The sequence below is a fragment of the Sinorhizobium sp. CCBAU 05631 genome, from assembly GCF_002288505.1.
GTDB classification, from domain to species: domain Bacteria; phylum Pseudomonadota; class Alphaproteobacteria; order Rhizobiales; family Rhizobiaceae; genus Sinorhizobium; species Sinorhizobium fredii_C.
The window spans coordinates 1,389,115-1,412,935 of the sequence record NZ_CP023063.1; the positions used below are offsets into that span (position 1 = coordinate 1,389,115).

At 62.4% G+C, this 23,821-nt stretch carries 22 protein-coding genes; 12 read left to right on the forward strand and 10 right to left on the reverse strand.

The genetic code is table 11. The features are described from left to right. Nucleotides 1-299 precede the first annotated feature (299 nt). The 5 genes from SS05631_RS06855 (at nt 300) to SS05631_RS06875 (ending at nt 6,679) form a co-directional block, all read left to right on the forward strand. A complete protein-coding gene (locus tag SS05631_RS06855; protein WP_037422201.1) occupies nt 300-1,946 on the forward strand; it encodes a Na/Pi cotransporter family protein in 1,647 nt (548 codons plus the stop codon). A gap of 183 nt (nt 1,947-2,129) precedes the next feature. Then, nucleotides 2,130-3,500: a bifunctional UDP-N-acetylglucosamine diphosphorylase/glucosamine-1-phosphate N-acetyltransferase GlmU gene (glmU, locus tag SS05631_RS06860; protein WP_037421815.1), complete on the forward strand. Its 1,371-nt coding sequence runs from the start codon at nt 2,130-2,132 to the stop codon at nt 3,498-3,500. A 146-nt stretch (nt 3,501-3,646) separates the two neighbouring features. Continuing rightward, nucleotides 3,647-5,473 carry a glutamine--fructose-6-phosphate transaminase (isomerizing) gene (gene glmS, locus SS05631_RS06865; RefSeq protein ID WP_037421817.1) on the forward strand — a complete coding sequence of 609 codons (1,827 nt, stop codon included), beginning with the start codon at nt 3,647-3,649 and terminating at the stop codon, nt 5,471-5,473. Beyond that, entirely contained in the window at nt 5,470-5,967 is a 498-nt protein-coding gene (locus SS05631_RS06870; RefSeq protein WP_037421820.1) for an N-acetyltransferase, read from the forward strand. The genes glmS and SS05631_RS06870 overlap by 4 nt, the downstream gene beginning before the upstream one ends. 19 nt (nt 5,968-5,986) lie before the next feature. Further along, nucleotides 5,987-6,679 carry a DUF502 domain-containing protein gene (locus tag SS05631_RS06875; RefSeq protein ID WP_037421823.1) on the forward strand — a complete coding sequence of 231 codons (693 nt, stop codon included), beginning with the start codon at nt 5,987-5,989 and terminating at the stop codon, nt 6,677-6,679. 35 nt (nt 6,680-6,714) lie between these two features. Here SS05631_RS06875 and recG read toward each other — a convergent pair whose 3' ends face one another. Beyond that, nucleotides 6,715-8,820: an ATP-dependent DNA helicase RecG gene (gene recG, locus SS05631_RS06880; RefSeq protein WP_037422204.1), complete on the reverse strand. Its 2,106-nt coding sequence runs from the start codon at nt 8,818-8,820 to the stop codon at nt 6,715-6,717. Nucleotides 8,821-8,937: 117 nt separating this feature from the next. Between recG and SS05631_RS06885 the strand changes: the two genes are divergently transcribed. After that, nucleotides 8,938-9,243, forward strand: a complete 306-nt coding sequence (locus tag SS05631_RS06885; RefSeq protein WP_037421826.1) for a succinate dehydrogenase assembly factor 2 — start codon at nt 8,938-8,940, stop codon at nt 9,241-9,243. Beyond that, nucleotides 9,240-12,764: a transcription-repair coupling factor gene (gene mfd / locus SS05631_RS06890; protein ID WP_245369161.1), complete on the forward strand. Its 3,525-nt coding sequence runs from the start codon at nt 9,240-9,242 to the stop codon at nt 12,762-12,764. Before SS05631_RS06885 ends, mfd begins: the two co-directional genes overlap by 4 nt. 39 nt (nt 12,765-12,803) lie before the next feature. Here the strand turns inward: mfd and SS05631_RS06895 are convergent, their stop codons facing one another. Continuing rightward, on the reverse strand, nt 12,804-13,469 hold the full coding sequence (locus SS05631_RS06895; RefSeq protein WP_037421829.1) for a DsbA family protein: 666 nt from the start codon (nt 13,467-13,469) through the stop codon (nt 12,804-12,806). Between the two features lie 179 nt (nt 13,470-13,648). Next, nucleotides 13,649-15,463, reverse strand: a complete 1,815-nt coding sequence (locus SS05631_RS06900; protein WP_083854152.1) for an extracellular solute-binding protein — start codon at nt 15,461-15,463, stop codon at nt 13,649-13,651. 322 nt (nt 15,464-15,785) lie between these two features. On the opposite strand from SS05631_RS06900, the gene SS05631_RS06905 reads away from it, so the two are divergent. After that, complete coding sequence (locus SS05631_RS06905) at nt 15,786-16,409, forward strand: invasion associated locus B family protein (RefSeq protein ID WP_037421835.1); 624 nt, start codon at nt 15,786-15,788, stop codon at nt 16,407-16,409. A gap of 154 nt (nt 16,410-16,563) precedes the next feature. On the opposite strand, the gene hspQ is transcribed toward SS05631_RS06905, so the two are convergent. The 3 genes from hspQ to SS05631_RS06920 all read right to left on the reverse strand — a co-directional run bounded on the left by hspQ (nt 16,564) and on the right by SS05631_RS06920 (nt 18,918). After that, complete coding sequence (gene hspQ, locus SS05631_RS06910) at nt 16,564-16,893, reverse strand: heat shock protein HspQ (RefSeq protein ID WP_037421838.1); 330 nt, start codon at nt 16,891-16,893, stop codon at nt 16,564-16,566. Between the two features lie 184 nt (nt 16,894-17,077). Then, entirely contained in the window at nt 17,078-18,487 is a 1,410-nt protein-coding gene (glnA, locus tag SS05631_RS06915) for a type I glutamate--ammonia ligase (protein ID WP_037421841.1), read from the reverse strand. Nucleotides 18,488-18,579: 92 nt separating this feature from the next. After that, the gene (locus tag SS05631_RS06920) at nt 18,580-18,918 is read right to left on the reverse strand and encodes a P-II family nitrogen regulator (protein ID WP_003528058.1); all 339 of its coding nucleotides are present in this window, start codon (nt 18,916-18,918) and stop codon (nt 18,580-18,582) included. A gap of 343 nt (nt 18,919-19,261) precedes the next feature. Between SS05631_RS06920 and SS05631_RS06925 the strand changes: the two genes are divergently transcribed. Beyond that, entirely contained in the window at nt 19,262-20,737 is a 1,476-nt protein-coding gene (locus tag SS05631_RS06925; RefSeq protein WP_037421844.1) for a bifunctional ADP-dependent NAD(P)H-hydrate dehydratase/NAD(P)H-hydrate epimerase, read from the forward strand. A 13-nt stretch (nt 20,738-20,750) separates the two neighbouring features. On the opposite strand, the gene gpt is transcribed toward SS05631_RS06925, so the two are convergent. Together gpt and SS05631_RS06935 are read right to left on the reverse strand one after the other, a co-directional pair. After that, nucleotides 20,751-21,248 (reverse strand): xanthine phosphoribosyltransferase, encoded by a 498-nt coding sequence (gene gpt, locus SS05631_RS06930; RefSeq protein ID WP_037421847.1) that lies wholly within the window; start codon nt 21,246-21,248, stop codon nt 20,751-20,753. 138 nt (nt 21,249-21,386) lie between these two features. Beyond that, on the reverse strand, nt 21,387-22,142 hold the full coding sequence (locus SS05631_RS06935; protein WP_037421850.1) for a competence/damage-inducible protein A: 756 nt from the start codon (nt 22,140-22,142) through the stop codon (nt 21,387-21,389). A 71-nt stretch (nt 22,143-22,213) separates the two neighbouring features. Here SS05631_RS06935 and SS05631_RS30915 point away from each other — a divergent pair, with 71 nt between their 5' ends. From SS05631_RS30915 to SS05631_RS06945, 3 genes are all read left to right on the forward strand, one after another. Then, nucleotides 22,214-22,357 (forward strand): hypothetical protein, encoded by a 144-nt coding sequence (locus SS05631_RS30915; protein ID WP_157213180.1) that lies wholly within the window; start codon nt 22,214-22,216, stop codon nt 22,355-22,357. Nucleotides 22,358-22,611: 254 nt separating this feature from the next. Then, the gene (locus tag SS05631_RS06940) at nt 22,612-22,854 is read left to right on the forward strand and encodes a DUF2188 domain-containing protein (RefSeq protein ID WP_037421853.1); all 243 of its coding nucleotides are present in this window, start codon (nt 22,612-22,614) and stop codon (nt 22,852-22,854) included. A 75-nt stretch (nt 22,855-22,929) separates the two neighbouring features. After that, on the forward strand, nt 22,930-23,148 hold the full coding sequence (locus SS05631_RS06945; RefSeq protein ID WP_037383614.1) for a hypothetical protein: 219 nt from the start codon (nt 22,930-22,932) through the stop codon (nt 23,146-23,148). Between the two features lie 175 nt (nt 23,149-23,323). Here SS05631_RS06945 and SS05631_RS31325 read toward each other — a convergent pair whose 3' ends face one another. After that, nucleotides 23,324-23,500 (reverse strand): hypothetical protein, encoded by a 177-nt coding sequence (locus SS05631_RS31325; protein ID WP_172900171.1) that lies wholly within the window; start codon nt 23,498-23,500, stop codon nt 23,324-23,326. Then, a complete protein-coding gene (locus SS05631_RS06950) occupies nt 23,497-23,754 on the reverse strand; it encodes a hypothetical protein (protein WP_162109143.1) in 258 nt (85 codons plus the stop codon). The genes SS05631_RS31325 and SS05631_RS06950 overlap by 4 nt, the downstream gene beginning before the upstream one ends. Nucleotides 23,755-23,821: the final 67 nt, after the last annotated feature.

Below are 23,821 nucleotides of genomic sequence, written 5' to 3' on the forward strand. Positions count from 1 at the left end.
AATGGGAATTGAAGGCCGATCCGTCGTAAATCGCGTTGCTTTGGCGAGTGGACCGACAGACCCGTTGCTCCGGAGATTCCGCGGCACTAATCGGCACCTTGGCAGGGGCATCGCTGTCTACACAAATTGGGGATCGCCGCGAACGGAAAAGCCGATGTCGGATTCGTTAGCCGGCAATTGAAATCAGTATGCAAAATTGTCGGTTTCAGGCTGGTCTCTCTATGGTCAACGAGAGGGAATCGTGTCTTCGATATTGTTGGAAACTTGAAGCCCGACGGCCGTTGCGGAATTTCCATGCCATGCAATCCACCATCGTAATGGTCAATCTCTTCGGTGCCGTCGCACTGCTCCTGTTCGGTCTTTCACTGGTGAAGGAGGGTGTGACACGCGCCTTCGGATCACGTCTGCGCGCCGGCCTGGCTCGAGGAACGAATGGTTCCCTGCGCGCATTCGTGACCGGGCTGATCGCCACGCTTGCCTTGCAAAGCTCCACGGCCACGGCCCTGATGACGGCATCCTTCGTGGAGAAGGGCCTCGTGCGGTCGCGGATGGCGCAGATCGTGCTGCTCGGCGCCAATATCGGCACGGCCATGACGGCCTGGATCGTTGCGATCGGCATCGGCTGGCTGGCCCCCTTGTTCATCCTCGCCGGTGTCATGATGTACCGGATGAGCCGATCGAGCGCACGCCAGGGTGCAGGCTTTGCGCTGGTCGGTATCGGCCTGATGCTTCTGTCGCTCGAACTGCTCGGCACGGCTACTGAGCCGATGCGGGAGTCACACGCCTTGGCGGCCTTTCTGGGCATGCTGGACAATGCCTGGCCGGTCGCCCTGCTCATTTCGGCGGGGCTCGCCCTCGCCTCGTCTTCGAGCCTCGCCATGGTCATGCTGGTCCTGTCGCTGTCCTCCGCAGGGGTGCTTTCACCGGGGCTGACCGTGGCGCTGGTGCTCGGCGCCAATCTGGGTGGCGCAATCCCACCGGTGATCGCGACGCTTGGCTCCGCGCCCGGTGCCCGCCGGGTCACGATCGGCAACCTGATCGTCCGCGGAATCGGCTGTCTGATCGCACTCCCGCTGGCTGGTCTCAACGCCGACATTCTGCAGGGCCTGCCTTTGCCGCGACAGAACCTGCCGGTCGATGTCCACCTGCTTTTCAACCTGGTCGTCGCGCTGATCGCCTGGCCCTTCGCAGGCTTGCTGTCGCGGATGATGAGCCGTCTGGTCCCGGATGAAGAGGTGAGCGAGACGGGCCCACGCTATCTTGACGACGCGGCGCTCGATACGCCTGTGATGGCCCTCTCCGGCGCGACCCGGGAGGTGCTCAGGGTCGGAGACGTGATCGAGGGCATGCTGCTGCGCGCGTCGGCTGCGTTCAACAAGAACGATCTCGGCGAACTCGGCGATATCGGAAAGATGGAGAAGCAGGTCGATCTGCTGCAGCAGGAGGTGAAGATCTTTCTGTCGCGGCTGGGTCGGCACGGGCTGAATGAAGAAGACGGGCGTCGCTCGATCGTGATCATCGACTATGCGATCAATCTCGAGCACATGGGCGACATCATCGAGAAGGGCCTTTGCGAGCAGATCCGCAAGAAAGTCACCAACGGTCTGAAATTTTCCGACGACGGCTATCAGGAACTGAAGAACCTGTTCGACCTGACGCTCGACAACTTGCGCATCGCCCAGACGATCTTCGTCTCGCGCAATGCGGACCTCGCCCGCCACCTTATCGAGGTCAAGGTCGACGTGCGCCATATGGAAAAGCGCTCCGCCGAACGGCATCTGGAGCGGCTGCGGGACGGTCTGCTTGAAAGCCTGCAGACAAGTTCGCTGCATCTCGACATGCTGCGAGACCTGAAACGGGTCAATGCGCACATCGCCTCTGTCGCCTACCCGATCGTCGAGGAGAGCGGGCTATTGACGGAGAGCAGGCTGCGGCCGCAGGCATGATGTCGCTGTCCCACCGGACGACGGAAGGAATTTTCCCGAGACGGAGAAGCATCTCCCTTAACCGGGGTTAACGCGACGTGATTGTGCGATATATGCATTTCGCAATATTTTGCTGACAGCACGCGTAGAATCGGGCGACGGGCAAGCCCAGGAATACCCGAAGGATACCAAGGAGATCAGAGAATGGAACGGACTTGCCTGGCGATCATCCTGGCGGCGGGCGAAAGCACGCGGATGAAATCGGCCCTGTCGAAGGTGCTGCATCCGGTCGCCGGCCGGCCGATGATTGCCCATGTCGTCGACGCTCTGGCAAGTGCATCCATTTCCGACGTCGCCCTGGTCGTCGGCCGCGACGCGGATGCGGTTTCGGCTGCCGCGAGCACCGGCACGGCCAAGGTCTCCTCCTTCCTGCAGAAGGAACGGCTCGGTACGGCGCATGCCGTTCTTGCGGCGCGTGAGGCGATCGAGAAGGGCTATGACGATGTCCTGGTCATCTTCGGCGATACGCCGCTCATCACCGGCGCACCACTCAAGGCAGCGCGGGAACGGTTGGCGGAAGGCAATGACGTGGTGGTCATCGGCTTCGAAACCGCGGATCCGACCGGCTATGGCCGCCTGATCGTCGAGAATGGGGAACTGCTGGCGATCCGGGAGCACAAGGACGCCACGGAAGAGGAACGGCGCATCACCTATTGCAATGGCGGCCTGATGGCGATCAGCGGCGGTAAGGCGCTCGACCTGCTTGCACGCATCGGCAATGCCAATGTCAAGGGCGAATACTACCTGACCGACCTTGTCGAGATCGTCCGTTCCATCGGCGGCCGGGCGATTGCCGTCGAGGCGCCGGAGGAGGAGCTCACCGGGTGCAATACGCGGGCCGAACTCGCCTATATCGAACGCCTTTGGCAGCAACGCCGGCGCCAGGAGCTGATGCTTGCCGGGGTTTCGATGATCGCGCCGGAGACCGTCTTCCTCGCTTGGGACACAGAACTGGCGCAGGACGTCCTGGTAGAGCCGAATGTGGTCTTCGGCCCCGGGGTGCGGGTCGAAAGCGGCGCCGTGATCCATGCTTTTTCGCACGTTGAAGGTGCCCATGTCCGCGCGGGCGCGACGGTCGGGCCCTTCGCCCGTCTTCGTCCGGGCGCCGATCTCGGTCCCAAATCGAAGGTCGGCAATTTCTGCGAGGTGAAGAAGGCGGAAATCGGCGCCGGCGCCAAGGTGAACCACCTCACTTATATCGGCGATGCCTTCGTCGGCGCCGGATCAAACATCGGTGCGGGCACCATCACATGCAACTATGATGGCGTGAACAAACACCTCACGCGGATCGGCGAAAATACCTTCATCGGTTCCAATTCGTCGCTCGTAGCTCCCGTGGCGATCGGCGATGGCGCGCTTGTCGCCTCCGGCAGCGTGATAACCGAGAACGTTCCGGCCGATGCCGTTGCTTTTGGCCGGGCGCGGCAGGAAATCAAGCCGGGTCGGGCTCCCATATTGCGGGAGCGCTACGAGGCGGAAAAAGCGGCCAGGAAGAAGGTCAAGGCTGCCGAATAGTCTCGTTAATCATTGAAACTGAAAGTGAAATCGCAGCGGATTGTTTCCCGCGATAATTTCGCTACCAAGGCTGCGACATTGGCGACGGGGTCGCCGCATTTGAGCTGACACGCCCGACTGGCGTGCGAGGGAACGCGGAGAGCAATATGTGCGGGATTGTGGGTATCGTCGGGCAGCAACCGGTCTCGGAGCGACTGGTCGATGCGTTGAAACGCCTTGAATACCGGGGATACGATTCGGCCGGGGTTGCGACAATCGAGGGTGGAGCGCTGGATCGCCGGCGCGCCGAGGGGAAGCTCGTCAACCTCGAGGCGAGGCTGAAAGAGGAGCCGCTCGCCGGTAGCATCGGCATCGCCCATACGCGCTGGGCAACCCACGGGGCGCCGACCGAACGCAATGCCCATCCGCATTTCACCGATGGCGTCGCTGTCGTGCACAACGGCATCATCGAGAATTTTTCCGAGCTGAAGGATGAGCTGTCCGAGGCGGGTGCCGAATTCCAGACCGAGACCGACACGGAAGTCGTCGCGCAGTTGCTGGCAAAATTTCGCCGCGACGGCCTGGGACGGCGCGAGGCGATGCATGCGATGCTGAAACGGGTGAGGGGCGCCTATGCCCTTGCCGTCCTCTTCCAGGACGACCCGTCGACGATCATGGCGGCCCGCAACGGCCCGCCGCTGGCGATCGGCCATGGCGAGGGCGAGATGTTCCTTGGCTCCGATGCCATCGCGCTCGCGCCCTTCACCAATGAAATCACCTATCTGATCGACGGCGACTGGGCGGTGATCGGCAAGACCGCCGTCCATATCTTCGACATGGATGGCAACGTCGTCACCCGCCCGCGCCAGGTATCCTCGGCTGCGGCCTATATGGTCGACAAGGGCAACCATCGCCATTTCATGGAGAAGGAAATCTACGAGCAGCCGGAGGTCATCTCCCACGCGCTCAGCCACTATATCAACTTCATCGACCATCGGGTGCTGCCGGTTTCGGACAATATCGACTTCGCCAAGGTGCCGAGCCTGGCGATCTCCGCCTGCGGCACCGCCTATCTGGCCGGGCTGATTGGCAAATATTGGTTCGAGCGCTATGCACGCCTGCCGGTCGAAATCGATGTCGCTTCGGAGTTCCGCTACCGCGAAATTCCGCTTTCGCCGCAGTCGGCCGCTCTCTTCATCTCGCAATCGGGCGAGACCGCCGATACGCTTGCTTCCCTGCGCTACTGCAAGGAACACGGCCTGAAGATCGGCGCGGTCGTCAATACGCGCGAATCGACGATCGCGCGCGAGTCCGACGCCGTCTTCCCGATCCTCGCGGGGCCGGAGATCGGCGTGGCGTCGACCAAGGCCTTCACCTGCCAGCTTGCGGTCCTGGCTGCGCTCGCCGTCGCTGCCGGCAGGGCGCGCGGCACTGTCAGCGAGCAGGAGGAGCAGGCGCTGGTGAGGAGCCTTGCCGAGATGCCGCGCCTCATGGGACAGGTGCTCAACAGTATTCAGCCGAAGATCGAGTTCCTGTCGCGCGAATTGTCGAAGTGCCGAGATGTGCTTTATCTCGGTCGCGGCACAAGCTTCCCGCTCGCCATGGAAGGTGCCCTGAAGCTCAAGGAAATCTCCTATATCCACGCGGAAGGCTATGCCGCCGGCGAGCTGAAACATGGTCCGATCGCTCTGATCGACGAAAACATGCCGGTTATCGTGATCGCGCCGCATGACCGCTTTTTCGACAAGACCGTTTCCAACATGCAGGAAGTGGCGGCGCGTGGCGGGCGGATCATTCTGATTACCGACGGGAAGGGGGCGGCCGCTTCGAAGCTCGACACGATGCATACGATCGTGCTTCCGAACGTCGACGAAATCATCGCGCCGATGATCTTCTCGCTGCCGGTCCAACTGCTCGCTTATCACACGGCGGTCTTCATGGGCACCGACGTCGATCAGCCTCGCAACCTCGCCAAATCGGTCACCGTCGAATGATCATCCGGCCGGAGACGCAAGGAGACATCGAGACGATCCGGCAGGTGACGGACGCTGCCTTTGCCGGTCAGCCCTATAGCGATCAGACCGAGGCGCGGATCATTGAACGTCTCCGCGCCGAGGGTGCCCTGACGCTGTCGCTCGTCGCCGAGGACGATGGTGAGGTGATTGGCCACATCGCTTTCTCGCCGGTGACGATCATGCCCTTTGCGGCGGGTTGGTATGGACTCGGTCCCCTGTCCGTGCGGCCGGACCGGCAGGGTCGCGGCACGGGCAGTGCGCTCGTCCGGCAAGGGCTTGATAGAATGCGGAATTTGAGCGCATCCGGCTGTGTCTTGGCGGGCAATCCGGCTTTTTACGGCAGGTTCGGGTTCCGCAGCGATCCGGCTCTTGTCTTTCCCGGTTGTGCGCCGCAATATTTCATGGTTCTACCCTTGGCGGAAACACGGGTTTCCGGCACGGTCAGTTATCATCCGGCCTTCGGGGCGGTTTGACGAGATCGATGGCAACGGCATGACGGACGGTTCCAAAAGCGGCATCATCGCAGCCCGACTGCGCAACTATTTTCTCACGGGCCTTATCATCTGCGCGCCCGTGGCCATCACCGTTTGGCTGGTGCGCTCGTTCATCGAATGGGCGGACAGTTGGGTGAAACCCTATTTGCCGAGCTTCTACAATCCGGACACCTATTCTCCGGTGGCAATCCCGGGTTTCGGCTTGCTCGTCGCGATGGTCGTCATCACCCTCGTCGGTTTCCTGACGGCGAACATCATAGGGCGTTCGATCATCCATTTCGGCGAGTCGCTGCTCAATCGCACGCCGCTCGTCCGGACGATCTACAAGTCGCTGAAGCAGATTTTCCAGACGGTGCTGCAGGACCAATCCTCCTCCTTCAAGAAGGCCGGGCTGATCGAATATCCAAGCCCCGGGCTTTGGTCGCTGGTGTTCATCGCGACCGACGTGAAGGGCGAGATCGCTTCCAAGTTTGACGAGCGCGGCATGGATATGGTGGCCGTTTTCCTGCCGCCGACGCCGCTGCCGACCGCCGGCTTCCTGTTGTTCGTGCCTCGCGACAAGATCGTGCCGCTGCAGATGAGCGCCGAGGATGCGGCCAAGCTGTTGATTTCCGGCGGCCTGGTCACGCCGGATCACAAGCCGCTCGCCAACGCCCCGCCGCGGACGATCACCCAGCAGAAAAGGGCGTAACGTCAGCCTCGGGTCAAGCGCTTTTAGCGGCGCCCTCAACCGGCCCGCAGGAAGCGGATCGCTTCGTCTCGCCGGTGGAGGTAGAGCAGTGTTCGCAACGCCTCGCCGCGCTCCGTCGTCAGCTCCGGGTCGCGCTCGATCATATAGCCGGCGTCCTTCCGGGCAATTTCCAGAAGATCCGCATGCGCCTCGAGGCTGGCGATGCGAAATCCCGGCGTGCCGGATTGCCGCGTGCCGAGCAGTTCGCCTTCGCCGCGCAGCTTCAGGTCCTCTTCGGCAATGACGAAACCGTCTTCGGTCTCGCGCAGGATCGACAGGCGGGCGTGGCCGGCTTCGCTCAGCGGTCCCTTGTAGAGCAGGATGCAAGTCGAGGCCTCGTCGCCGCGCCCGACCCGGCCGCGCAACTGATGCAACTGCGCAAGCCCGAAGCGCTCCGCATGCTCGATCACCATGATCGTCGCATCGGGAACATCTACGCCGACCTCCACCACCGTCGTCGCTACCAGCACGCGAATCTCGCCGTTCTTGAAGGCGAGCATCACGGCGTCCTTGTCCGGCCCGGCCATACGGCCATGGACGAGCCCGACGTCCTTGCCGAAACGCTGCACAAGACTTTGGTAGCGCTCGTCGGCGGACATTGTGTCGGTCTCTTCGGATTCCTCCACCAGCGGGCAGATCCAGTAGGCCTTCTTGCCCTGGCGAAGCGCCGAATCGAGCCGCTCGACGATTTCGTCGGTGCGTTCGGTCGGAATGGTGACGGTCTGGATCGGCTTTCGCCCCGCCGGCTTCTCCGTCAGCTTCGAGACGTCCATGTCGCCGAAGGCCGCCAGTACCAGCGTGCGCGGGATCGGTGTCGCCGTCATCACCAGCATATGCGGGGAGATGCCCTTGGCGGTGAGCCGCAGCCGCTGGTGGACGCCGAAACGATGCTGCTCGTCTACGACGGCGAGCACCAGCTGCCGATAGTTCACTGCATCCTGGAACAGCGCATGCGTGCCGATGACCATCTGCGTCTTGCCGGAAGCGATGCGCTCGAGGATCGCGTCGCGCTCCTTGCCCTTCGTCCTGCCGGTCAGGACGTCGATCGTGATGCCCGCCGGCGCCGCCATCTTCTGGAGCGTTGCATGGTGCTGGCGGGCGAGGATCTCCGTCGGGGCCATCAGCACCGCCTGGCCGCCGGATTCGACAGCGGCAAGCATCGCCATCAGCGCGACGGCGGTCTTGCCGGAGCCGACATCGCCCTGCAGCAGACGCAGCATGCGCTCGGCTCCGGACATGTCGGCAAGGATGTCGCCGACGGCGGCCGACTGGCTGGCCGTCAAGGAGAAGGGCAGGGCGGCGATGACCGGTCCGCTCAGCTTGCCCGTGGCACGCACCGGCGTTCCAGCAACCTTGCGTAAGCGTTGGCGCACCAAGGAGAGCGACAGCTGTCCGGCGAGAAATTCGTCATAGGCAAGCCGGCGGCGGGCCGGTGCCTGCGGGGCGATGTCGGTTTCGTCGCGCGGCTCGTGCAGGCGATGGAAGCAATCCCTTGCGCTCGCAAAGCCTTGCTGGCGCAGCAAGGTGTCGTCCAGCCATTCCGGAAGATCGGGAACGCGCGCCAGCGCCGCTTCGATCGATTTTCGCAACGGCCGCGGCGTGAGGCCGGCGGTCAATCCGTAAACTGGTTCGACGAGCGGCAGGCTTTCGGCTTCGGCCGCGCGGACCATGTAGTCCGGGTGCACCATCGAAGCGCGTCCATTGAACCAGTCCACCTTGCCGCTGACGATCACAGTCTCGTCGACCGGCAGGGCTTTTTCCAGCCAGTTTCCCTTGACCCGGAAGAAGGTGAGAGCCAGTTCGCCCGTATCGTCGTGAAGGAAGACGCGATAGGGGACGTTCGGCCGGCCGCGCGGGGATGGCTGGTGCCGGTCCACGCGGCCGGTTATGGTGACGATCGATCCCTGTGGCGCATAGGCGATGCCGGGCTGCCGGCGCCGGTCGATCAGCGAGTGGGGCGCGTGGAAGAGGAGATCGATGACGCGGCAGTCGTCGATCGACTCGCGTCCGAGCAGGCGCGCGTAGAGCTCGCCGGTCCTGGGGCCGATGCCGGGCAGGCTATCGAGCGGAGAAAACAGCGGATCAAGCAGGGCAGGGCGCATGACCATGAAATTGCGACAAGAAATCCGGCCTTGGCAAGGCTGACAAGCCGCTTTCCAGCGTTTATAGAGCCCGTGAACAGGATCCGCCGCTGCGGCGGGTGACAGGAAGGACGTTCCATGACCGGCATTTCGCGCACGAGCGCCGATCTTGATCCGCGTCGGCGCAGGATCCTCTTCCGCGCCTGGCATCGCGGCATTCGCGAGATGGACCTGATACTCGGGCAATTCGCGGAAGTGGAGCTTGCCACCCTTTCCGAACAGGAACTGGATGAGCTCGAAACGATCATGCGCGAGGAAGACAATGATCTCGTTCGCTGGATCACCGGAGAAATGCCGCTGCCCGAGCGCTTCGCAACGGCGCTGTTTGCGCGCATAGCCGCCTACCGTCCGGACTTCGACCCCGTTCAGCAAGAGGCGGAATGAATTCGACGATGATCCCTGGTCTTGACGCGAAGAGAATTCTTTCTGCCGCGCGGGAAGTGACGATCGGGCCGGTACCCTCCGGCGCCGAAGCGCTGATCCTTGCCGATCTGGCACGCTCCGGCGCGCCGGTCGCCTATTTTCTATCCGACGGCCAGCGGATCGGGGATATCGAGCAGGTGCTCGGTTTCGTGGCGCCCGACATCCCGGTCCTCACTTTGCCGGGTTGGGACTGTCTGCCCTATGACCGCGTTTCCCCGAGCGCCGACACTTCGGCGCGAAGGCTCGCGGCACTCAGCGCCCTGATTGCGCATCGGCACAAGCCGCACCCGGAAATCCTGCTGGTGACGGTCAATGCGGCGCTGCAAAAGATCTCGCCTCAGGATGTGATCGAGAGTCTCGCCTTTTCGGCGCGGCCCGGCAATCAGGTGCAGATGGACGATCTTGCCGCGCGGCTGGAGCGAAACGGCTTCGAGCGCGTGCCGACCGTGCGTGAGGTCGGGGAGTTTGCCGTGCGCGGTGGCATCCTCGATGTCTATGTGCCGGGGAGCGGCGAGCCGCTCAGGCTTGATTTCTTCGGCGACACTCTGGAAACGATCCGCTCCTTCGATCCGGCGAGCCAGCGAACCACCGGGCAGGTGCGGTCGCTCACTCTCAATCCGATGAGCGAAGTGTCGCTGACGCCGGAGACGATCAGCCATTTCCGCACGCGGTATCTGTCGCTTTTCGGCGCCGCGACGCGCGAGGATGCGCTTTATCAGGCGGTCTCCGAAGGACGCCGCTATGCCGGCATGGAGCATTGGCTGCCGCTCTTCTACGATCGCCTGGAAACGATCTTCGACTATCTCGATGGCTTCCGCATTGTCACGGACCACCTGGCGCGCGAAGCGGCGGCGGAGCGGTCGAAGCTCATTCTCGACTATTACGAGGCGCGCCAGGCCTCCGCATCTCCCGGCAAGTCGCAGATATCGCAGGGCACCCCCTACAAGCCGGTGCCGCCGGACCTGCTCTATCTCAGCGCGAAAGGTTTCGGGGCCGGCCTAGCCGAGCGCAATGCCGTGCGCCTGTCGCCGTTTTCCGAACATGAGGGCGAAGCCCGTCAGGTCGTCACCATCGAGGCGCGGCAGGGGGTGCGCTGGGCCAAGGCCGCAGGGGAAGCCGAGGAGAGTGACCGCGCTCGCGCCAATGTCTTCGATCAGGCCGTCAAACACATAGCCGAGAAGCGGGCGAAGGGCTCGAAGGTCGTCATTTCCGGCTGGTCGGAAGGTTCGCTCGACCGCCTGCTTCAGGTGCTCGCCGAGCACGGTCTCACCAATATCCGTCCGGTGAAGGCGCTCGCCGATCTGCGCTCGCTGAAGGCGGGCGAGGCCGCATCAGCGGTTTTGAGCCTCGAATCCGGATTCGAGACCGGCGATCTCGTCGTCATTGGCGAGCAGGACATTCTCGGCGACCGGATGGTGCGGCGCTCGAAGCGCCGCAAGCGCGGCGCCGACTTCATCGCCGAAGTGACGGGGCTCGACGAGGGCAGCTACGTCGTGCATGCCGAACACGGCATCGGCCGCTTCGTCGGCTTGCGCACGATCGAGGCCGCCGGCGCACCGCATGATTGCCTGGAGCTCGTCTATGCCGACGATGCGAAGCTGTTTCTGCCGGTGGAGAACATCGAGCTTCTGTCGCGCTACGGCTCCGAGGGGACCGATGCGATCCTCGACAAGCTTGGCGGTGTCGCCTGGCAGGCGCGCAAGGCGAAGCTCAAGAAGCGGCTGCTTGACATGGCCGGCGGGCTCATTCGCATCGCTGCCGAGCGGCACACGCGGCACGCCCCGGTCCTCGTTGCGCAGGACGGCGTCTATGACGAGTTCGCAGCCCGCTTCCCCTATGACGAGACCGAGGATCAGCTGAACTCGATCGAGGCGGTCCGCGACGATCTCGGCGGCGGCCGGCCGATGGATCGCCTCGTCTGCGGCGACGTCGGCTTCGGCAAGACCGAGGTGGCGCTGCGTGCCGCCTTCATAGCGGCGATGAACGGCGTGCAGGTTGCCGTCGTCGTGCCGACGACCTTGCTGGCGCGGCAGCATTTCAAGACCTTTTCCGATCGCTTCCGCGGGCTGCCGATCCGCATTCAGCAGGCCTCGCGCCTCGTCGGCTCGAAGGATCTGGCGCTGACGAAGAAGGAAGTCGCCGACGGCAAGACGGATATCGTCGTCGGCACCCACGCGCTGCTCGGCTCCTCGATCAAGTTCGCCAATCTCGGCCTGCTGATCATCGACGAGGAGCAGCACTTCGGCGTCAAGCACAAGGAACGCTTGAAGGAGCTGAAGACCGACGTCCATGTGCTGACGCTCTCGGCGACGCCCATTCCGCGCACGCTGCAGCTTGCGCTGACCGGCGTCCGCGAATTGTCGCTGATCACCACGCCGCCGGTCGACCGCATGGCAGTCAGAACCTTCATCTCGCCTTTCGACGCGCTGGTGATCCGCGAGACGCTGATGCGCGAGCACTATCGGGGCGGCCAGAGCTTCTATGTCTGCCCGCGGCTGAGCGACCTTTCCGAGATCCACGACTTCCTGAGATCCGACGTGCCGGAACTGAAGGTCGCGGTGGCGCACGGCCAGATGCCGGCAACCGAGCTCGAAGACATCATGAATGCCTTCTACGAAGGCCGCTTTGACGTGCTTCTGTCGACGACGATCGTCGAGTCGGGGCTCGACGTGCCGACGGCCAACACGCTGATCGTGCACCGCGCCGACATGTTCGGCCTGGCGCAGCTCTATCAGCTTCGCGGGCGGGTCGGACGCTCCAAGGTGCGCGCCTTCGCGCTCTTCACGCTTCCGGTCAACAAGACGCTGACCGGCCCGGCGGAACGCCGTCTCAAGGTGCTGCAGTCGCTCGACACGCTCGGCGCCGGTTTCCAGCTTGCCAGCCACGACCTCGACATTCGCGGCGCCGGCAACCTGCTCGGCGAGGAGCAATCCGGACACATAAAGGAGGTCGGTTTCGAGCTCTACCAGCAGATGCTGGAGGAGGCGGTCGCCGAGCTCAAGGGTGAAGAGGAAATCCACGACACCGGCTGGTCGCCGCAGATTTCCGTCGGCACGCCGGTGATGATCCCAGAGGACTATGTTCCCGATCTCAATCTGCGGCTCGGCCTCTATCGCCGCCTCGGTGAACTGACCGACCTCAAGGAGATCGACGGTTTCGGCGCCGAACTGATCGACCGCTTTGGCCCGCTGCCAATCGAGGTCCAGCACCTGCTGAAGATCGTCTACATCAAGGCGCTCTGCCGCACGGCGAATGTCGAAAAGCTCGACGCCGGGCCAAAGGGCGTCGTGGTGCAGTTCCGCAACAAGGAATTTCCCAATCCGGCCGCCCTTGTCGGGCATATCGCCAAGCAGGGAACGCACGCAAAGATCAGGCCCGACCAGAGCATCTTTTTCCAGCGCGAACTCGTCACGCCGGACAAGCGCCTCTCGGGCGCGGCCATGGTGATGACCCAGCTCGCGACGCTCGCCAAGCCAGCGTGAAAGGAAATTGGCGCCGCAGGCCGGCGCCGCTATTGACGATCAGTTGGCCGGGCGGGCCGCCTTCATCTGGGCGATTTCGCGAAGCGCATTTGTCAGCACTTCGACGGATTGCGCCCCCATCACCGCATATTGCTGTTCGATGATGAAGCAGGGAACGCCCGTCACGCCGATCTCCCGGGCCATGTCGATCTCCTGCTTGACGGCATCCTTGTCGGCATCGGAGGAGAAAAGCGCGGCGATGACGGGCCTGTCCAGGCCCGCCTGTTCGGCGATGTCGAGCAGAACGGCGTGATCGCCGACATTCTTGCCTTCCTCGAAATTCGCCTTGAAAAGCAGTCGCACGGTCTCGGCCTGGGCAGCGGTGCCGCTGGTGGACGCCCAGCGAATGAGGCGATGGGCATCGAGCGTGTTGGGGCTGATCTTCACGGCATCGAAGTCAAAGGCGATTCCGGCTTCCCGCCCTAAGCCGTCGAGCGTCTGATGCGCCCGGTCGACCGCGTCCTGACCGCCGAGCTTTGCCGCAAGATGGCGCTTGTGATCGACGCCTTCCGGCGGCAGGTCGGGGTTGAGCTGATAAGGGCGCCACTGGATCACGACATCGATTTCGCCTGCGACATTGGCGATCGCCTGGTCGAGGCGGTTCTTGCCGAGATAGCACCACGGGCAGACGACGTCCGAGACGATATCGATATTGACGGTTTCCATGGTGGCGGCCTTTCTGTTCGACAGATCAGGATGCGCTCCGTTCGCGCTGCCCTCTGCTTGTTTTCTGCCGCATTCGTGCGGCGTCGGGTGATGCCACCTGACCGCAAAATGCTCCGAAGCAGCGACATAGGCCGGCCGGGCACGTCTTTCAATGCGTTACCAAAAGGGAACCAGGCTACCTACTGCACCCGCTCGTCCCACCAGGTCGGCAGTTGATAGCCGTAGAGCGGTACCGCCGAGGGGCGGCCGATGTGTTTCCAGCGGGCAATCCATTGTTCATCCAGATGGTATAGCGGCACGACATAGGCGTTGTTGACCAGCAGCCGGTCATGCGCCCGGACGGCGGCGGTGAAATCCTCCGGTGTGCGCGCTTGAAGGATGTTGTTGATCAGCTTGTCGACATCCTTGTCGGCAACGCCTGCGAAGTTTTCGCTGCCCTGCCTGTCCCGCGCCTGCGAGCCCCAGCGGCCGACCTGTTCCACGCCGGGCGACAGGGAGGAAGGATAGGACTTGATGATCACGTCATAGTCGAAGGATTGGCTGCGCAGCTGGTATTGGGAATCGTCGACCGTTCGGACCGTTGCCGCAATCCCGAGCGGCGCAAGGAAGCGCTGGTAGGCGAGCGCGATCTTCTCCTGGCCGGCATTCTGGCTCATGATCTCGAAGGCAAGGGGCGCGCCCTTGGCATCGACCATCTTGCCGTCCTTGATCGAGTAGCCTGCCTCGCGAAGCAACGTCACCGCTTCGCGCAAGACGTTGCGGTCGCGACCGGAGCCGTCGGTGACCGGCAGCCGATAGGTCCCGTCGAGGATGGCCGGGTTGATTTTCTCCCGGACGTCGCCCATCAGGCCGAGCTCACGATCGTCGGCCGCGACACCAAGGAAGGAGAGCGACGAATTCTGCCAGTAGCTCTGTGTCCGCGTATAGGCGCCGTCGAACAGGTTCTTGTTGACCCATTCGAAGTCGAACACCAGGGCAAGGCCCTGCCGCAGCTTGACGTTGTTGAACATCGGCCTGCGGGTGTTGAAGACGAAGCCGAGCATGCCGGATGGCGTTTTCGGCTTGAAGCTCTCCTTGATCACGTCGCCCGAGCGAACGGCGGGGAAATCATAGGCGCGCGCCCATTTGGTGGCGCTGCCTTCCGGATAGAGGTCGATCTCGCCCTTCTTGAAGGCTTCGAACAACGTGTTGTCCTGGAGGAAATATTCGACCGAGATCTCATCATAATTGTCGACGCCGGTCTTCGAGGGCAGATCCTTGCCCCAATAGTCGGGATTGCGGCGATAGACGATCCGTTCGCCCGGTCTCACCTCGGCGACGCGATAGGGGCCGGAACCGAGCGGCGGCTCGAGCGTCGTCCTGTCGAAGGCTTCGACATTGATGGCATGTTTCGGCAGCACCGGCGAAAGCGCCAGCAACAGCGGGAACTCGCGGTCGGCATCTTCCTTCAGGGCGAAGCGCACGCTGCGCTCGCCGACCTTCTCCATCTTCTCGACTTTCGCCAGCCGGTTGCTGAAGGGCGCGCGTCCTTTGTCGCGCAGCAGTTCGAAGGTGAAGATCACGTCCTCGACGGTCACCGGCTCGCCGTCGGCCCAGCGCGCCTTGGGATTGAGATTGAACTGGATGAAGGTTCGGTCGTCGTCCCACTCGACCGATTCCGCAAGCAGCCCATACATGGTGAAAGGCTCGTCCTGGGAGCGCTGCATCAGCGATTCGTAGACCAGGTTTCCGAAGCCCGGATCCCACATTCCCCGCGCGGTGGTGCGCATGCTCTTCAGGATGAAGGGGTTGAGGCTGTCGAAGGTGCCGACCACGCCGTAGGAGACCTTTCCGCCCTTCTTGACGTCCGGCTTGACGTAGGGGAAATGCTTGAAATCAGCCGGGAGGGCCGGCTCGCCGTGCATGGAGATGGCGTGCACCGGTGCGGCGGCGGCTTCATTGGCCGATAGGCTGGTCGCCAGAAGCATGACCAGGCCGGATAGAACTGCGCGCAACTTCACCTCCCGTAGGAACAGACGGTCCGATTCCCGGCACGTTACCAATGCGCAGGGATATTTCCAACACGGCAGCGGCAAGACATCCGCGCGCCTTCCGCATGGACCGACGATGTCATAGTGCGCCTGGCAGACGGTGTCCGCTGTCGCCGAGTTGCAAAAAATGCAACGAAACACTGGATAAACGGCACGAGCCAATGTAACAGGTGTTTCCGGAATCGGGGCCATTCAAAAGCCTCATTTGGCCAACAGGACGGCGGGCTGACGATACTCACCAGCGGAACAATTGTTCCGTGGCCGGTTTTCAGGAGACGGAATCACAATGATCTTCAAGTCGAACTTCACCAAACGCGCGGGTATGGCAGCGCTGGCGCTCTCCGTAGCAGCAGCCGGCGCGCCGGGCATCGCCTCTGCACAGCAGGGCAAGCCGCCGCAGGGTTGGTTCAAGGTTTGCACGAAGCAGGAGGACAACGACGTTTGCATCGTTCAGAACCTGCTCACCGCCAACAATGGTCAGCTTATCACCGCGGTCGGACTTATCACGGTCTCCGGCAAGGTGAACCGCAAGGTCGTGCAGGTTTCCGTCCCCTCCGCGCGCATGATCCCGCCGGGCGTTCAGATGCAGATCGACGGTGGCAAGGGCGTCAAGCTCGACTACGCCATCTGCATGCCCGACAAGTGCGTTGCCGAGGCGCCGCTCTCCGACGCGCTGATCGCCAACCTGAAGAAGGGCAATGAAGTCGTCTTCACGTCGGTCAATTTCCAGCGCGCGCCCAACCCGATCAAGATGACGCTGGAAGGGTTCACCGGCGTCTTCGACGGCGAGCCGATCGAACAGTCGCAGCTCGAAGAGCGTCAGCGCCTGCTGCAGGAAGAAATGCAGAAGAAGGCGGAAGACGCGCGCAAGAAGCTGGAAGAGGCGCAGAAGGCTGCCAAGAAGCAGTAATCGCTTCACTTCTAAAATTGAAAAAGCGCCCGGCTATCCGCCGGGCGCTTTTCTATTTGGAGGCCGCAGTAAAAAGGTGCGAACGGTTTCCCGTCGCACCTTGCGTATCCATGAGCCGGTCTGACCTTAGCCGTGGACGAGCCGTACCATAAGCTCAATGGCGATAGTTGGACTTCGGCCTATAATGCCCCACATCCGCCTTCTCGAACAAGGCGTCTACCTGAGCATGGCGGATCGGCTGGTCACTCTCGTCGGAGACGAGGTTCTGTTCGGAGACATAGGCGACATATTCGCTTTCGTCGTTTTCGGCGAACAGATGATAGAAGGGCTGGTCCTTGCTCGGGCGGATTTCCTGGGGAATGGAGTTCCACCATTCCTCGGTGTTTGCATATTCCGGATCGACGTCGAAGATGACGCCCCGAAACGGAAAGAACCGGTGGCGAACGATCTGGCCGATTTCGAATTTCGCGTTTCTTTGTTTCATGACGCAACACATCCTTTCAGACGATTATTTGGGGTGTCGCATGTGGAACATCAATAGCCCCATGAACCTCGCGGAAATGCATCGCTTCTGTCGCATTTGAGAAAAGGCGGGCTTCGATCGAAACCCGCCTTTCGCTTTCATGTCGATTGGACCAGCCGCATCTGATGCGCCGACAATCCCGTCATCAGACGGAATAGTACATGTCGTATTCGACCGGATGCGGGGTCATTTCGAAGCGCATGACTTCCTGCATCTTGAGCTCGATGAACGAGTCGATCTGGTCGTCGTCGAAGACGCCACCGGCGGTGAGGAACTTGCGGTCCTTGTCGAGGCTTTCCAGCGCTTCGCGCAGACTGCCGCAAACCGTCGGGATCTTCTTCAGTTCCTTCGGCGGCAGGTCGTAGAGGTCCTTGTCCATCGCCTTGCCCGGATGCAGCTTGTTCTTGATGCCGTCGAGGCCGGCCATCAGCATGGCGGCGAAGGCGAGATAGGGGTTGGCGCTCGGATCCGGGAAGCGGACCTCGACGCGCTTTGCCTTCGGGTTGCTGCCGAACGGAATGCGGCAGGAGGCCGAGCGGTTGCGGGCCGAATAGGCAAGCAGAACCGGTGCCTCATAGCCCGGAACGAGACGCTTGTAGGAGTTCGTTGACGGGTTGGTGAACGCGTTCAGTGCCTTGGCGTGCTTGATGATGCCGCCGATGAAGTAGAGGCAAGTTTCGGACAGTCCGGCATATTCGTCGCCGGCGAAGGTCGGCTTGCCGTCCTTCCAGATGGAAAGATGAACGTGCATGCCCGAGCCGTTGTCGCCGAAAACAGGCTTCGGCATGAAGGTCGCGGTCTTGCCATAGGCGTTGGCAACCTGGTGCACCACATATTTGTAGATCTGCATCTTGTCGGCGTTGCGCACGAGCGCGTCGAACTTGACGCCGAGTTCGTGCTGGGCGGCGGCCACTTCGTGGTGATGCTTTTCGACAGTGACGCCCATTTCGGCAAGCACCGTCAGCATTTCGGAGCGCATGTCCTGGCAGCTGTCGACCGGCGGCACCGGGAAATAGCCGCCCTTGATGCGCGGACGGTGACCGAGGTTGCCGGTCTCATAATCCGTGTCGTCGTTGGAGGGCAATTCGGAACTGTCGAGCTTGAAGCCGGTATTGTACGGGTCGGCCTTGTACTTGACGTCGTCGAAGACGAAGAACTCGGCTTCGGGACCGACGAACACCGTGTCACCGATGCCGGATGCCTTGAGATAGGCCTCGGCCTTCTTCGCCGTGCCGCGCGGATCGCGGTTATAGGCTTCACCGGAAACCGGGTCGAGAATGTCGCAGACGATGACCATGGTGGACTGGGCGAAGAACGGGTCCATATGGGCAGTTTCCGTATCGGGCATCAGCACCATGTCGGACTCGTTGATCGCCTTCCAGCCGGCAATCGAGGAGCCGTCGAACATCACGCCGTCGGCGAACATATCCTCATCGACCACGGCAACGTCCATCGTCACATGCTGCAGCTTGCCCTTCGGGTCGGTAAAGCGCAGGTCGACGAACTTGATGTCGTTGTCCTTGATCTGCTTCAGAATTTCACTGGCAGTCGTCATGGTTTGCAATTCCCTGTGTGAGATGACGCAGTTGGAAAATCGGGGCCGGGCGGCCCCCCGGATCGGATGGGGGTTTTTGGACGGTCAGTCAGTCAGATGGCGTCGAGGCCGGTCTCACCGGTGCGGATTCGGATCACTTCCTCCACATTGGACACGAAAATCTTGCCGTCGCCGATGCGGCCTGTCTGGGCGGCGTTGCGGATGGCCTCAATGACGGCTTCCGCATTCTCGTCCGCCAGCACGACTTCCACCTTTACCTTCGGCAGGAAATCGACGACGTATTCGGCCCCCCGGTAGAGCTCCGTGTGTCCCTTCTGCCGCCCGAAGCCTTTGGCTTCCGTGACGGTTATGCCTTGCAGGCCGACTTCTTGAAGGGCTTCCTTCACTTCGTCGAGCTTGAAGGGCTTAATGATCGCTTCGATCTTTTTCATGAGAAAATGTCTCTCCGCTTCTACCTGTAAAGCTGGGTCTCACCCGCTCGCCTTCCAGTATGCATGTAGCGTGCCAATTTTATAGAGGCATGATGCGAGATGAGGGACTTTTCACCCGCTCAGGTCGAGTCGGCTCGGCGCCGCTTGTCGTCCGCAACCCCACTCTGCCTAAATTTTATGAAGATCCCTCCACGGAAGCGCATGATCCCGAAGCGATCGCCGCAGTTTCATGCGAAAAGCCTGTTATTTGAGCATCAATAATGGGCAAATGCACAATAAACAATCACCTGCATTGTTCCGGCGCGCTCTTGTCTAGCGGGCGCCAGCGCGCTTAGATCGGGACATGGATGACGCGCTCGAAGATATGCTGGTGTCGCCGGCTGAAATGGCGGCGATCGACAAGGACGCAGCCGATTCCGGCATCGACAGTTTCTCGTTGATGCGCTCGGCGGGGCTGGCGGTGTCTGCTGCCGCGCTCCAGCTGTTCCCGGCCGCCTTGCGCTTTGTCGTACTCTGCGGCCCGGGCAACAATGGCGGCGATGGCTACGTCGCCGCGGAAGCTTTGACGGAGAGTGGCGCAGAAGTCGCCATATTCATCCTTGGCGACGCCGACAACTTGCGGGGCGATGCAGCCAGGGCGCGCAAGGGGTGCCGGCTCGCAGGACTGCCCCTCGGGGCGTACGAGCCGCAGGCGGGCGATATCGTCGTCGACGCACTGTTCGGGGCGGGGCTCGCCCGCGACCTGCCGGATGTGGCGCAGACGATCATTGATCGGGTCAGTGCGAGCCGGATACCGGTCCTGGCGGTCGATCTGCCTTCCGGAATTGATGGACGCAGCGGCGAAGTGCGCGGCGCAAGCTTCACCGCCACCCACACGGTCACCTTCATGGCGCCGAAACCGGGACATGTGCTGATGCCGGGGCGTCAATTATGCGGCACGCTCGAGGTTTTCGATATCGGCATTCCCACTCGGCTCGTCGCCGCAAGGGCGAGCAGCCTGCGGATCAATGGCCCGGGCGTCTGGAGACACTATGCCGGCGGTCTCGATGCCGGCACGCATAAATTCAAGCGCGGCCACCTTGCCGTCCTTTCCGGCGGGCCGATCTCCACCGGTGCGGCGCGGCTCTCCGCCGCAGCGGGCCTCGTCGCGGGGGCGGGGCTGGTGACGCTCGGCTCGCCGCCGGAGGCACTTGCCACCAACGCTTCCCACCTGACTGCCGTCATGCTCAAGGAAATAGGCAGCGCCGCCGATCTGGCCGAATGGCTGCGCGACAAGCGGCTCAACACCTTCGTGCTCGGCCCGGGTTTTGGCGTCGGCAAGAAGGCGAGGGACTTCGCCCTGATGCTCTGCGACCGCGGTCTGGTCCTCGATGCCGACGGCATGAGTTCCTTTCAGCAGGAAAGGGAAAAGCTGTTCGATAAGATCGCCGAATGCGGCGGCCAAGTGGTCATGACGCCGCACGAGGGTGAGTTTGCGCGCCTGTTCCCGGACGTCGCGGCCGATACCACGCTCTCCAAGATCGAAAAGGCGCAAGCCGCGGCAAGGCTCAGCCATGCGGTGATCGTCTACAAGGGGTCGGACACCGTCGTAGCGGCGCCGTCCGGCCGAGCGGTGGTGAACGTGAATGCGCCGCCCTGGCTTGCCACCGCCGGATCGGGCGATGTACTGGCCGGCATCATCGGCGCACATCTGGCGCAGGGCTTTCCGGCTTTCGAAGCGGCCGCCGCCGCGGTCTGGCGCCACGGCGAGGCGGGCATCCGTGCCGGCCGCGCCTTGACGGCCGAGACGCTGGTTGAAAACATTCCGCCGCGCCCCTGAAGGAGCGAGGGGGTCAGCCGCGGCTGCCCTTGGCGATCGGCTCCTGATAGGTGAAGCCCATGTCCCAGGGGAAGTAGATCCAGGTGTCCTGGCTGACCTCGGTGACGAAGGTGTCGACCAGCGGCCGGCCCTTCGGTTTGGCATACACCGCGGCAAAATGCGCCTTGGGCAGCATGGCGCGCACTTCGGCGGCGGTCTTGCCGGTATCGGTCAGGTCGTCGACGATGAGAACGCCTTCGCCGCCGCCCTTGGCGATTTCCGGCGAGATGCCCTTGAGCACCTTCATCTGCCCCTGCATGTCGTAATCGTGATAGGAGGCGATGCAGACGGTTTCGATCATGCGGATGTTGAGTTCCCGGGAGATGATCGCCGCCGGCACGAGACCGCCGCGGGTGATGCAGACCATGGCCCGCCATTCCTGCCCGTTATCGGCCAGCCGCCAGGCGAGCGCGCGCGCGTCGCGGTGAAACTGATCCCAGGATACGGGAAAGGCTTTTTCGGGAAGAGACATATGAGGCGCTCCGATATCTGATCGAATAGGTTGGGAGTCGCTCCTGCGGCGCTTCCCGTTGGCGAATGCAATACCGGCAAGGAAGCCCGCAGCGCAAGGGCTTGTATGGGCAGGATTTGGCCGCGGTGCGGGGCGAGCCTAGGCGCCCTGGCGCGAGCGCGAGATCGCCTCGATCATCGCCGCCACACCGGCTTCGGCTGCTGCAATGGCCGACTCGTCACGGCCGCGGATGACGATATCGGTCGAGAAGCTCTTGCCGTCGAATTTCGGATAGGAACCGATGCTCGTTTCGGGATGGTGCTTCTGCACCTCGGTCAAAAGAGTCCCGATATCTCCTTCACCGAAGGGCGACCGGACCGTACGCGACAGAACCGGCGTACCGGTCGGAAGGCTGGGAAGCAGGCTATCGAGCATCGCCTGAAACACTTGCGGCACCCCGGCCATGACGTAGACATTGCCTATCTTGAAGCCGGGAGCGGTCGAAACCGGATTGGCGATGTGGGCTGCGCCGAGCGGCATGCGCGCCATCCGCTTGCGCGCCTCCGTGAATTCCATGCCGCGCCGCTCATACAACGCGCCGAGCAGTTCCATCGCCTTCGGATCGTGGACGCATTCGACCCCGAACGCCTTCGAGATCGCGTCGGCGGTGATGTCGTCATGCGTGGGGCCGATGCCGCCAGAGGTAAAGACATGGTCGTAGCGTCCGCGCAGCGCATTGACGGCCTCGACGATCGCCTCCTCGTCGTCGGCGACGATACGAACTTCGCGCAGATCGATCCCGACCATCGTCAGCATGTCGGCCAGGTGGCCGATGTTCTTGTCCTTGGTCCGGCCGGAGAGAAGCTCGTCGCCAATGGCGAGCATGGCAGCGGTGACAATACTGGCACTGGTCATTTGCGCTCCGGAATGGTTCGGATCATTCGACACGATCTTACTGCTAGCCCGTTCTGATGGCAGCATGCGCGTTGATAAAACTTGCCGGCGGCGGCGATCAAGCGGAATTGCCGGACATCGAAGGCGTTTTTCTTCGGTTATCCCGCAACGAGGGTAAATTGGTCGGCAAGCAGGGCGCTCATGTGGCGAGCATGCTCGCCATTCGCGCGGACTGATCAAAGTAGAATTAGCCACGTCTGAGCGAGCGCTGCCGCATCAAGTGGCCGCGCTTGTCGTTGATATCGCTGTTTAATTCTAAAATGGTAGGAGGTGGGCGCACCCTCCTTCAAAAAAGGCACAACGCTAGCCAATTTGTGTTAACATCGCCCCGTCCGAGGTGGACTGCCACAGGCAAGGAGGAGCAGTGCGGCCGTGCGGCAACGGTCCAACCGTGGGCAGGAATGTCCCTGGACATCCATGGGAGTGAAGAATGGCGCGGATCACCTATTCGATCGTTCAACACGACGGAGGCTGGGCCTACAAGGCCGCCGAAGCGTATTCAGAGCCCTTTCCCAGTCGCGAGATGGCGCTGGCGGCCGCAAAGGCTGCCGCCGCGGAACAGCAAGTTGGCGGCGACGACGAGGAAATCAGCTTCCAGGATGAGCAGGGAAACTGGCATTTCGAACACGCTGATGGAGGAGATCGACCTGAAGCAACCGTCGAGGACGGCTGAGATAGGGGCTTTGCCTGGGGACCCCTAAAATCCTGCCCGCCCCTGGCGCGAGCGACAGCGCGACGGAGGATATCTATGCACTACAGCGTTCAGATCTTCACCTGGACCGCTCGGGAGGGCGTTCACCAGGTCGGATCGGTCATCGAAGTCGATGCACCCAACCCGAAGGCAGCCGCAGTATCGCTGCTCGGGTTACGGCTCGAGGATAATGGCGAGTCGTCGAAACTGGCAGTCCGGGTCTGGCGCGGCGAAGACGCCCAGAAGGCCGATTGCGACTGTTTCTTTTATCACTGAGCTGCGTCTGGCGCATCGGCCCGAAAATCGGACGCGATTGTCGGAAGAAACGATGCTTAGTTTCAAAGACTTGCAGCGTGCGTCCTGAAAGGTGCACGGCGCTGCAGGCGTTGTTTTCGTGCACGGAATTTCAGGCGCGAGCCACGCGCCGCGGTTTCACGCCACAGGACGCCTCTCAGCGCGGTTTTCGCACAAGCATGCCAATCCAGCCCGTCCGCTGTCCGGGCAGGTCGCGGGCGCGCAGTTCCGCCTGCCGCGCCTCGATGGCGCTGGCGAAGTCGTCCTTCATCGCGTCGATGACGCGTCGTTTTTCGGCGAGATCCTCGCTGTCGATCGAAACCTGCTGCGTCATGCCGGCCTCTTTTGGGCGAGAGAGCGGTCGATAAACGAGCGGCCTGCCGCCAGCAGCAGGCGCTCGTCCCTGGTGCCGGCCTGATACTCTTCGATCAGCATCCGCCCATATCGCTGCGCCTGGGCACTCTTGCGCGGCCACCGATACTCGTTACACAGCCGGTCGAACACGCGCTGAAGCGCGTCAAGGTCTTCCGGCCACAAAGGTGTGCTGCTAGACGCTCGCAACGGACGCACGCCGATCCCCTCTGCCATCGATGCCAGGACAGTCTTTGGATCGAATATTGCCAGCAACACGCAAGGATTGAACCCCTGGCGAATC